General features: G+C 44.6%; 11 protein-coding genes. 6 read left to right on the forward strand and 5 right to left on the reverse strand.

Annotated features, from left to right (window positions below):
- The first annotated feature begins 251 nt into the window (after positions 1 to 251).
- The 3 genes from CXF82_RS12880 (at position 252) to CXF82_RS12890 (ending at position 2,666) form a co-directional block, all read left to right on the forward strand.
- Positions 252 to 1,133, forward strand: coding sequence for a diguanylate cyclase domain-containing protein (locus CXF82_RS12880; protein WP_101091995.1), 882 nt, complete (start codon positions 252 to 254; stop codon positions 1,131 to 1,133).
- Positions 1,134 to 2,171 carry an AraC family transcriptional regulator gene (locus CXF82_RS12885; protein ID WP_102044313.1) on the forward strand — a complete coding sequence of 346 codons (1,038 nt, stop codon included), beginning with the start codon at positions 1,134 to 1,136 and terminating at the stop codon, positions 2,169 to 2,171.
- Positions 2,172 to 2,312: 141 nt separating this feature from the next.
- Positions 2,313 to 2,666 (forward strand): YkgJ family cysteine cluster protein, encoded by a 354-nt coding sequence (locus tag CXF82_RS12890; protein WP_102044314.1) that lies wholly within the window; start codon positions 2,313 to 2,315, stop codon positions 2,664 to 2,666.
- Between the two features lie 167 nt (positions 2,667 to 2,833).
- Here the strand turns inward: CXF82_RS12890 and CXF82_RS12895 are convergent, their stop codons facing one another.
- The gene (locus CXF82_RS12895; RefSeq protein WP_145991687.1) at positions 2,834 to 3,082 is read right to left on the reverse strand and encodes a hypothetical protein; all 249 of its coding nucleotides are present in this window, start codon (positions 3,080 to 3,082) and stop codon (positions 2,834 to 2,836) included.
- A gap of 245 nt (positions 3,083 to 3,327) precedes the next feature.
- Here CXF82_RS12895 and CXF82_RS12900 point away from each other — a divergent pair, with 245 nt between their 5' ends.
- Both CXF82_RS12900 and CXF82_RS12905 read left to right on the forward strand, forming a co-directional pair.
- Positions 3,328 to 4,086 (forward strand): HpcH/HpaI aldolase family protein, encoded by a 759-nt coding sequence (locus CXF82_RS12900; protein ID WP_102044316.1) that lies wholly within the window; start codon positions 3,328 to 3,330, stop codon positions 4,084 to 4,086.
- Between the two features lie 15 nt (positions 4,087 to 4,101).
- Positions 4,102 to 6,234: a TonB-dependent receptor family protein gene (locus CXF82_RS12905; RefSeq protein ID WP_101092000.1), complete on the forward strand. Its 2,133-nt coding sequence runs from the start codon at positions 4,102 to 4,104 to the stop codon at positions 6,232 to 6,234.
- A 79-nt stretch (positions 6,235 to 6,313) separates the two neighbouring features.
- Here CXF82_RS12905 and CXF82_RS12910 read toward each other — a convergent pair whose 3' ends face one another.
- From CXF82_RS12910 to CXF82_RS12925, 4 genes are all read right to left on the reverse strand, one after another.
- Positions 6,314 to 7,498, reverse strand: coding sequence for a BaiN/RdsA family NAD(P)/FAD-dependent oxidoreductase (locus tag CXF82_RS12910; RefSeq protein ID WP_101092001.1), 1,185 nt, complete (start codon positions 7,496 to 7,498; stop codon positions 6,314 to 6,316).
- Between the two features lie 131 nt (positions 7,499 to 7,629).
- Positions 7,630 to 8,646 (reverse strand): NAD(P)H-dependent glycerol-3-phosphate dehydrogenase, encoded by a 1,017-nt coding sequence (gene gpsA, locus CXF82_RS12915; protein WP_101092002.1) that lies wholly within the window; start codon positions 8,644 to 8,646, stop codon positions 7,630 to 7,632.
- A gap of 4 nt (positions 8,647 to 8,650) precedes the next feature.
- A complete protein-coding gene (gene secB / locus CXF82_RS12920) occupies positions 8,651 to 9,139 on the reverse strand; it encodes a protein-export chaperone SecB (RefSeq protein ID WP_101092003.1) in 489 nt (162 codons plus the stop codon).
- A gap of 225 nt (positions 9,140 to 9,364) precedes the next feature.
- Entirely contained in the window at positions 9,365 to 9,799 is a 435-nt protein-coding gene (locus CXF82_RS12925; protein ID WP_101092004.1) for a rhodanese-like domain-containing protein, read from the reverse strand.
- 237 nt (positions 9,800 to 10,036) lie between these two features.
- On the opposite strand from CXF82_RS12925, the gene gpmI reads away from it, so the two are divergent.
- Positions 10,037 to 11,480 (forward strand): 2,3-bisphosphoglycerate-independent phosphoglycerate mutase (gene gpmI, locus CXF82_RS12930; RefSeq protein ID WP_102044317.1); only part of this gene is annotated, 1,444 nt, incomplete at its 3' end.

An 11,480-nucleotide genomic window follows, 5' to 3' on the forward strand; every position in this document is an offset into this window, starting at 1 on the left:
TGCTAATTACAGTCGCGAACCTCGAGTAGGAGGCAAGTAATAAAACAAGAACATTGTACTTAAACCGCTGTATCTAAATGAAATACATTCAAACTAGTACATCTACTGTTGCCTACGAGTAGTCGCCATATTAAAAAAGTTCCCCCAGTGCTGAACATCCATTGAGCCAATTTGACGACTAAAAGGATCATAAAGTCGTCATGAAATAGCAGTACGTTAAACGCAATACTCAGCTCACGAACATACACAGCATGCATAAATTTGTTACCTCAAAGTTTACTCTAGGCATCCTCTTGCTTAGCGGCATATTGCTCAGCCTCTGTCTGTTACAGGCCGATACCAAAGTTAGCGGTAGTATTGATTGGCTTGATGTCGCGACAGAGGGTGCTTTGCTGCTGCTTGGGTTAAGTTGGCTTGCACTAGTGTTGCAAGCTCGTCCGGGAGGCAAAGTCACTCAACTGCTAATCTTCGGTTTACTAGGTTATAGCTTGGGCTGTTATATGGATCTGCTCGATGAGTTTTTTATTAACCACAGTCTGCCCTTTTGGTTCGCCTTTCTTGAAAAGCTACCAACCCCTATCGGCTTGCTTACACTAACGGGTGGCTTATGGCTGTGGCGCGAAGAACAGATCACCATTAATGAGCAGCTACGCACTCGAGAGCAGTTTTTTCGTCAGCACAAACTCGTAGATAGGGTGACTAAGATCTATGATGCTCGCGCAATACGTCACCAAATAGTACTCAACCGCAATAACGCAATAAGCTTGATCATGATTGATATCGACAATTTTTCTGAGATTAATCAACGCGACGGCTTCCACCAAGGTGATAAGTTACTCGCCAATATTGCCCAAATGCTCACTTGCCAACTGCGCTCCCAAGACCTCGTCTGCCGATTTGCTGGCGACCGTTTCATTATTTTACTACCTCACTGTTCAGCATCCTTCTCACAAGCGATGGCAGCAGAGCTGCAACTAGCAATCGCTCGGTTTGGTTGCCAAGCCAGTAGTGCCTATGTTCACTATGATCCACACACAGAGTCAGCCGCTGCCGATGCAGAGAACTTGATCAGTCAGATAAATAGAGAGATGGAACGCGTCAAACAAGCAAGATCTTGGCCTAAGGCGGTCTAGATGCAGTCCATTGCCTACGCTCAAGATAAATGTATTGATAGCCAACTGCTGATCACCAGTATCGTGGCGATATTTGAATATCGACAGCTCGATGTAAACCGCTTACTCAAAGGAACAGGTATTTTCAGGCAAGATTTACAACTCATCGACCACAAGATTAGCCCCTTGCAACTCATGAGCTTAATCGACAATGCACTCGCCCTATGGCTAGGCGATGACTTGGCATTTTTACTCGGGCAGCAATGGTTACCGGTGCAAAGCGGTTCACTCACCAATGGGCTTTTTTGCTGCGATGGTCTAGCGCAAATGCAGAACTTTTGGCATCAATATCATTGGGCTAGTCAACCATGGCTGCAAGGGTGGCATTGGCGCACTGAAAACTTACAACACCTGCTACTGCAATTGGATATTGGTGCTCAGCGGCAACAGCGTTTTTTTATTGAATTGACGCTTTCAAGTTTAGTATCAACCTATAAAAAGCTGAGCCATAACACATGGCAAGGCCACTTTTCACTGCCTTATACAGCGCCTAAGTTATTAGATCAATACTACAAATATTTGGGTGAAGACTTGTCATTTAATCAACCTATCTGCGTGATTAGCTACGACCCAGACATACACCAACATCCATTCGAACTGGCAAACTCACAAGGGCTTAAACTCGCCCGCCAACAAGTTAAACAGCAGAAGCAAGCAGCCCATTATCGAATAGGACTTCCCGCAGCCATCCGTTTATTGCTCATAAGGCGAAAAACTCGATCATACACACTGCCACAGATAGCGGAACAATTAAGCCTCAGCCCAGCCACGTTAAAGCGCCGACTCAAAGCGTATGACATTCGTTTTCAACAACTGCAAGATCAGGCCAATATGCAACAAGCTATCTTCCTACTCGCAATTTCTGGTGAGAATAATTTAACCGTTGCCAAGCAACTACAATTTGCCGACGGCAATAACTTTAGACGTTCATTTAAACGCTGGACAGGGCAACTCCCCAGCCAGTTCAAGTATTGGCTAAGCCAAGTTAGCCAGCCTTAACAAATAGCGAAACTCACCTAAACCATTAAGACTTGATGCAGCACTTATTAGAGGGGCGCTATGACGCGCTGCAAACTTAACCTTTTAGTGACTTAGGTATACGACTATAATAAGGGAGAAATGCACAACAGTTAGGCATGAATGAATAATAATCTAGAGATTGTCACCCGTCTGCGTGAGCGCATTCCAACGTTCGAATGTGTGCCAGGTTGTCACGATTGTTGTGGACCGGTAACGACGTCTTCGGAAGAGATGTCGTGTCTGCCAGTGAAAACAGATGCTGAACATGACGCCGCATTAGAAGAGTGGAACTGCGTACATTTGGGCCCTAAAGGTTGCAAAGTTTACAAGCAACGACCGTTGATCTGCCGCGTATTTGGCACAACACCGAATATGCCCTGCCCGAATGGTCGTAAACCAGAAGAGATGCTTGATACTGAAACAGAGGCTCAGGTCCATCACTACATTGCGAATACACGCCAAGTATTGGTGTAAGTGATCGCGCCCGTTATTATACTCCTCCTTTCAATATTCGCTGCATTAGCGCTCTAACTCACCGATATCTATCACAGAGTGTAGCGCTACTGGGCAATAACGGGGATTAAAGCATAGTCGACACCAGACTAGACCAAATACCATCCCCCTCAATGATGGCTCACCCACTAAGATGAACCAATCGAAAAGCACAACTTCATTAACGAAAGATGACGTTCAACATCAAGTTGATGAGACATAAGATGAAAGTGAAAGCCCATCAGATCCACCTGCGGCTTACCCGCTAGTGTGGGTATATCTCTAATCATGGCAATAGCCGTATCAAGCTCGCAGGCATCAATACCAAAAGGGCTTGGCTTACCGCCCATTGTTAGCCGCGTTTCAGCGATCCCTTCCTTTCCTAATAAATAGCTCAATCAATAACCGCGACATAGAAACACTTAAAACAACAAGTGTAAATAATTATCACTACAGTTTAATGTTTTGATGGAAATAACTTACACCTAGACAAATAACCATGCAAAATACTGATTTACATAGATATAAAATGTAAAGAATCATAATAAAAAATCAAAAACCTAGTTCATATAAACAAATAACTTGACCCTCACAGTCAAATGAGAACAATTAGCATCCTCATTTGTATTTAAGAGGGAGTAGAATGCCATTCTCCAATGCGCTGAAATCAAAGCTTGCGAAACAAGATATTATCTATGGGATCTTAAACTCAGTTCCCTCTCCTGTTATTTGTGAAATGTTTGCTTATGCGGGTTTTGATTTTGCGGTTATCGATACCGAACACGTACTTATTTCGGATGAGACACTGGCACATTGCATTCGTGCAGCAGACTGCTCAGGACTGACTCTTTTGGTGAGAGTTCCTGATGATGCACCACTAACTATCGCTAAAGTCTTAGATGCTGGCGCAGCGGGCATTTTGGTATCACGAGTGTCGAGCCTAGAGATGGTTAAAAATGCCATTAAAGCCAGTAAATACCCACCCATTAGCACCCGTGGGATCACGGGTGGCAGTAATACGGGTTTCGGTACGCTAGCGATCGACCAGGCCAACGATGAAACCTTAGTTTGCCTTATGATCGAAGACGCAGCCGGTATGGCATCACGGCCTGAAATCGTAGCTTTAGATCATGTCGATATGATTCTGGAGAGCGCATTAGATCTGAGCCTATCGCTGGGCTATGGCACTCAAGTGAATCACCCCGCCGTTCAAGCACAAATTCATAAAATGGCGCAAATTTGCCGTGACAATAATATCGCTTTCTGCGCAATTCCAAGAACACCTGAACAGCAAGTTAGCTGGCATCAAAAAGGCACTCAGGCATTTTTGCTAGGCGAAGATCGGGGAATGATTTTTAAACATTTTAAACAACAGCTCGAAGCACTTAAAAATACCAAATAAATCGTAGGGACACATATGTTAAACCGCAATAAAATATTCAACTTGAGCACGATTGCAGTGGCGATTTCAAGCAGTTTTTACTGCTCAGCAGTCTTTGCTGAAACACCTAAAACAGAGCAAAAACCAGAAATCATTATCGTCACGGGTAGTTTACTTGGTGACTCTGAAGTCGCGGATCTAAAAACGTATACCGGTAACCGCTCTATTATTACTTCTGAGCAATTAGAACGCACAGCGGTGAGATCAATTGATACTGCATTACAGCAAGTACCAGGACTAAAAGTTAAAGATGAAAGCGGCACTGGTGTGCTACCCAATATTTCAGTGCGTGGCTTAGATAGCAGCCGTAGCGGCTATGCACAGATCTTACTCGATGGCATTCCAATGACGCTCGCTCCCTACGGTCATACAGGCCAATCGCTGTTCCCTGCCACCCTATTTATGATTGATAGAATCGATGTGGCTCGCGGTGGCGCTTCTATTCAATATGGCCCTAATAATGTCGGTGGCGTTATTAACCTAGTCTCAAAACCTATCTCAACCGATTGGGAAACGAGCCTCAATGAACGCATTACATTTTTTGGTGATAGCCGCAATTTGTATGATACCAATATCAGCACCGGTGGAGCCGTTAATGATGACTTCTCTATGCGCTTGGATGGCAACTTTATCAAAGGCGAGTCTTTTAGAGATCACTCCGATACTGACGTTACCAACGTAATGCTAAAAACAGTGTGGAATATCGATGAACAGAACAGCCTTGATGCCACACTGCAATACTACGATGCCTTCTCAGAGCTTCCCGGCGCGCTAAACTCAGCGGCTTATGATGCGGATCGTAGCCAATCGCTGCGGCCTAATGATGAATTTGAAGCCGACACTAAGCGAGTCTCTCTTAACTATAATCATGTGCTTGATGACTCTAAAACCATTGACTACGGTGAGCTAGATTTAACCGTATTTGGCAATAAAAGTAAGCGTAACTTCCAGTGGGATTTTTATAACAAAAATAGTGATACTGACGGTAACTTAGGTTCACATTGGGCTGATACCACCCAAGAAGCAACGCATTTGCGTAACTCACCGCGTGAATTTGCAGTTTTTGGTATTGAACCTAAGGCTAGCTTGCTGCTCGATGGCGATATTTCTCAGCACATTATTGCTGGCGTTCGTTATGTAAACGAAGACATTAGCTATCAGTTGAATCAAATCGACAAGTCGACTCAAGTTGCTGTTCGCCCCCGAGACTGGCAGATGGACACCAATGCCATGGCCTATTACATCAGCGACAAAATAGGCTTCCTTGACGATAGATTATCGGTGACACCGGGGATCCGCTTTGAAGATGTACGCATGACGTTTACTAACGTGGGCCAAGACTATAGCCAAGACAACCATGTGCAAGAATGGCTTCCGGGTATCACCGTTGGCTATGAGTTTACTGATAGTTGGTTTGGTTATGCTAATGCGCAGCGTTCATTGCGCACACCACAAATCTCTCAACTTTGGCCAAAAGGGCAAACATTGGAGTCAGAGTTATCGTGGAACTATGAGGCAGGTGTTCGCTTTACTCCAACTGAGCGCAGCAACTTGAATTTAGCGGTCTATCGTATCGACTTTAAAAACAAAGCCGAGTACAGCAGAGATATCAGCATGTTCGTCAATATCGGTAAAACTCAAAACCAAGGTGTTGAGCTAGAGGGCACATACTCGCCAATGTCTTTGCCGGACCTGACGTTAACCGGTGCATATAACTACTTGGATACCGAACAACTCGAGGGGCAATATGCAGGCAACCAACTACCTTTCGCTTCAAAGCATCAACTTTCAGCCAGTGCTCTCTATAGCATCAAGGATATAGATTTAGGATTGTTGGCATTCTACTACAGCGAATCATTTGCAGATCTAGCCAATAGCGTTGACGAAAATATCTCTGGCACCGCGGGTGAAATACCTGAATATACCGTGGTTAACTTCAATATTGGTACTGAGCTTTTTAAGCAAAATAATAGTGGTTTAAAGCTAGGTTTATCAGTCAACAACCTATTTGATAATGAGTACTTCTTCCGAGGATTAGATGTATCACCGGCAGGAAAAGTCCCCGCGCCAGGTCGCTCATTTAGTCTAGACATTGGCTATACTTTCTAAACTGGTTTTAATGCACTAGCTAAAAAGGCCTCCAATTTACATTGGAGGCCTTTCTTATCTAATCTAATATATTTACGGGTTAAACTGCTTGCCCAGCAGCCACTCCAGAACTCCAAGCCCATTGGAAGTTAAACCCGCCTAGCCAACCACTTACATCAATGACTTCACCAATAAAGTACAGACCAGAAACATTTTTAGCTTCCATCGACTTTGATGACAGTTCGTCAGTGTCTACGCCGCCTAATGTCACCTCTGCCGTACGATAACCCTCAGTGCCATTCATGACTATGCTCCAAGCTTCTAAATCAACAGCGAGCTGTTCTCGCTCAGCATGGACTAACTGGTTAAGGGCTTTATTAAGCAGTGCTTCGTCAAATAATGCCTCGACTAAACGCTTTGGTAGCCACAATGCCAACGCATTACGCAAACTTTGCTTAGGGCTATTATCGACCAATTGCTCAATCTCAGATCTGGCATCTTTACCAGGTAGCAAATTAATACTAATCGCCTCTCCAGGATTCCAATAATTGGAGATCTGTAAAATAGCTGGGCCAGATAAGCCGCGATGGGTGAAGAGTAATGCTTCACTAAATTGGGTACCGTCTTTGGCAGTAATAGTGGTGGGTACCGCAATACCCGATAGTGGCTCGAAGCGTTGTTTCTGGTCGCTATGCCAGGTAAAAGGGACTAACCCTGCGTGGGTCGGTAACACTTTTAGCCCAAACTGTTCGGCGACGTGGTATCCATAAGGCGATGCACCCAGTTTAGGCATCGACAAGCCGCCAGTGGCAATGACCAGTGACTGACAAGTGTACTGTGCTTTATCGGTGTGCACTTCAAACAGACCATCAGCATTCTTAGTCACTTGGCGAATTTCAGTGCGCAGCTTTACAGCAGCGCCAGCCCACTCACACTCGGTAAGCAGCATACTAACAATCTCTTTGGCAGAGTCATCGCAAAAAAGCTGACCATGATCGCGCTCGTGGTATTCAATACCATGGCGCTCAACCAACTCGATAAAGTCACTTGAGCGGTAGCGTGCCAGTGCCGATTTTACAAAATGGCTGTTACTACAGAGAAAATTTGCTGGTTCGACTTTTTGATTGGTGAAGTTACAACGGCCACCACCACTGATAAGAATTTTCTTACCCGCTTGTTTGGCATTATCGAGTACGAGCACATCGCGGCCACGGTAACCTGCGGTGGCAGCGCACATAAGTCCTGCAGCCCCAGCTCCGATAATAATGACGTCGATATGTTCCACTCAATAACTCCTAGAAAGACTTCGCCTATTGATAAATATTAGGCACAAAAAAGGGCGCTATTTTAGCACCCTTCTCTCACGATATACCATCACCGAATGTCAGCACTCATATGGCGAGTCACTGACAGACTTTAATCGTCCGATGTTTCGGACTTTTTCTCACGACCTAACAGCTCTTTAGCTGCATCATGAGGTGATTTCCCTTTATACAATACTTGGTAAACCTGCTCAGTGATCGGCATTTCAACGCCTAAACGTTTTGCGAGCGTGTAAACTTCTTTAGTATTGCGGTAACCTTCAACAACTTGACCAATCTCTACTTGCGCGGCTTCGACATCACAGCCTTTACCAAGCGCTAAACCGAAACGACGATTACGAGATTGATTGTCGGTGCAGGTCAACACTAAATCGCCTAAACCTGCCATCCCCATAAAGGTTGATGCTTGCGCACCCATAGCTTCACCGAGACGTGTTAATTCAACTAAACCACGGGTAATTAATGCGGTACGCGCATTTGCACCAAAGCCGATACCATCTGATAGTCCTGCACCAATCGCGATAACATTCTTAACCGCACCGCCCAATTGAAGGCCGATAAAGTCATCGTTAGCATAAACGCGTAAACGTTTAGGGCTATGCAACAATTCAACTAAATCATTAGTAAATTGCGGATCTGTACCTGCAATAGATATTGCTGTAGGCATTCCTGCAGCAAGCTCTTTAGCAAAAGTAGGACCCGATAACACCGCGAGTGGGAAATTATCACCGAGTACTTCACGCGCCACATCTTGTATCAACCGACCAGTTTCAGGCTCAAGGCCTTTGGTCGCCCATACAATACGTGCTTCTTTACGTAAAAACGGCTTAGCTTGCGCTAACACGTCCCCAAAAACATGACTAGGTACAACAACTAATACGTTGTTGGAAGCAGCAAGTGCTGTTGCTAAATCAGATTCTGGAATAAGAAGATCGGGAAGCGCAATACCGGGTAAGAACGCTTGATTACACTTGTCGTTCTTCAGGTTTTCGATGTGCTTAGGGTCATGCCCCCAAAGCAGGGTTCTGTGGCCATTATTCGCTAAAGAAATGGCAAGGGCGGTGCCATAAGAGCCCGCCCCCAGTACCGTAATATCGGCAGTATTTTCCATGCGATTAAGCGTTTGCTTCTTCTGCAGGCGCATCAGCGGCAGCAGCTTGACGCTGTTGAACGTACTGAGCGAATAGCGCGTCAAAGTTAACTGGAGCAAGGTTTAGTTGTGGGAAAGTACCACGGCTAACTAGGCTACCAATTGCTTCACGAGCATATGGGAAAAGAACGTTAGGGCAATATGCACCTAAAGAGTGAGCAAGTTGCTGCTCAGTAAGACCCGTAATTGCGAAGATACCAGCTTGCTGAACTTCACAAAGGAACGCAGTTTCTTCGCCGTTCTTAGCTGTAACCGTTAGAGAAAGAACAACTTCATATACATCGTCAGACAATTTGTTGCTACGAGTATCAAGGTCTAGCTTAACTTCTGGCGTCCACTCTTTCTGGAAAACAGCTGGGCTGTTTGGTGTTTCAAAAGAGATATCTTTTGTGTAAACACGTTGAATGTTAAATTGTGGACCTTGCTCTTGTTCTTTGTTTGCTACTTCAGCCATGATTTCCTACCTTAAAAATGTTAATGAGGCTACTTCAAAAGAGCCAGTCTCAGGGTTTTGCCTTTATGGGTAATAACCCAATTGGCTGTCCCAGTATTTGATTTATTTAGTCAACAGACGCTTTTTGGAGGGTATTCCCTCAATTCAATGCCGGTAACCATTAATGTTAAGCCGTGACACTTTAATCAATTACTTAACAATAATGCAATGGCTACACCGACACTTCTATCTTTTGCTTTTTGAAACAGGCAAATTACTTGACTGCCATTCACCCATACCACCTTTCAAATTATTCACGTTTTCAAACCCGTGCTTAACCATCAGTTGGGCCGCTTGAGACGAAGTCATGCCAGCGTTGCATACCATTATTATGGGACTGGCTTTTGAGTTTTCAAGGGTACCAAGCTGATTATTTTTAATCTCAGCTAATGGAACATTAATTGCGCCAACAATATGGCCCTTCTTAAATTCCTCTTTACCGCGTACATCAACAACTGTTGCTTCTTGCTTGTTCATCAACAAAGTGGCTTCTTGGTGATTCACATTTTTAACTTTTGATACGCTAGACTTAAATACCATCACGATAAGTCCGACGAATAAACCCACCCACGCCAAACTTAACATCGGGTTTGCTTTAAAAAATTCCATATATTCTTGCATGCTTTACTGCCTACTTTTAATTGGCCCAAATATAATGAGGGCACAGAGTATACCATTGCGATGACAGAATACAGAATGTTAGTCACGTAACGCACACGACAGCTGGCTTTGAATCACACCTGTTTGTAAATCGATAACCGCAATCTGGGTAAATTTCTTTATGCCGAGTACCAATTGGTAGTAATATTTAACCAATTAAAATTTTAATCTTATTTTTTCAAACTTAAAGGTACTACCATGACGACTCACAAACGCCCGTTGGCATTGCTGATCCTCGATGGATGGGGCTCTCGTGAAAACACGCAAAAAAATGCTGTTTTTCATGCGAACACTCCTGTTCTCGACAAGCTTAATGCGCAATATCCACATAGTTTAATTTCCGGTTCAGGTATCGATGTTGGGCTACCCGCTGGCCAAATGGGCAACTCCGAAGTTGGCCACATCAATATTGGTTCTGGCCGTATTGTCTATCAAGAACTAACCCGTATCGGCAAGGCTATTGATGATGGGGAGTTCGATACTAACCCAGCACTTACTGCGGCCGTTGATGGGGCAGTCAAAGCCAATGGTGCCGTTCATATCATGGGACTATTATCGCCAGGTGGGGTACATAGTCATCAAGATCATATAGAAGCCATGTGTCGCCTTGCCGTTAAACGCGGTGCAACTAAGGTTTATCTACATGCCTTTTTAGACGGTCGCGATACTCCGCCTCGTAGCGCAGAAGCTGGTTTAGCTCATTTCGAAGATATGTTTAAAACCCTAGGTACTGGTCAAGTGGCTTCCATTATTGGTCGTTACTACGCCATGGATAGAGACAACCGCTGGGATCGTGTATCCCAAGCTTATGAGTTAATCACTGAAGGCAAAGGCTTGCATCAAGTAGCAAGTGCTGTTGAAGGTATTAAAGCCGCTTACGCTCGTGATGAAAATGACGAGTTTGTCGGTAGCACTGCAATCCCTGACGCTGAAGGTAACATTGCCAAGCTAGAAGATAATGACGCGCTCATTTTCATGAACTTCCGCGCTGACCGTGCCCGCCAAATCACTCGTAGCTTTGTGGATGCTGACTTTGATGGCTTCGAACGTGCTGTGACACCTAAAGCACACTTTGTCATGCTAACGGAATATGCCGCGAGCATTGATGCTGCCATCGCTTATCCGTCGACCGATCTGGTCAACACCTTAGGCGAAACCTTGCAAGATCAGCACATGACACAGTTGCGCATTTCAGAGACCGAAAAGTACGCTCACGTCACTTTCTTTTTTAACGGTGGTAAAGAGGAGCCTTTCGAAGGCGAAGATCGCATCTTAATCCAATCACCAAAAATTGCGACCTATGATCTACAACCTGAGATGAGTTCAACAGAACTCACAGACAAACTCGTTGCTGCAATAGAATCAACCAAGTATGACGTGATTATCTGTAATTATCCGAATGGCGATATGGTTGGCCACACCGGTAACTTTGATGCAGCAGTCAAGGCCTGTGAAGCTGTCGATACCTGTTTAGGGCGTGTTGTTGAAGCGCTAGACAAAGTTGGCGGTGAGTGTTTAATTACAGCCGACCACGGTAATGCTGAACAAATGACGGATGAGTCAACAGGGCAAGCACATACCGCTCACACCTGTGAACCTGTGCCACTGATTTATGTTGGACGTGATGCAGATATAGAAAAAG

The sequence above is a fragment of the Shewanella sp. GutDb-MelDb genome (genome assembly GCF_002836075.1).
Lineage (GTDB): Bacteria > Pseudomonadota > Gammaproteobacteria > Enterobacterales > Shewanellaceae > Shewanella.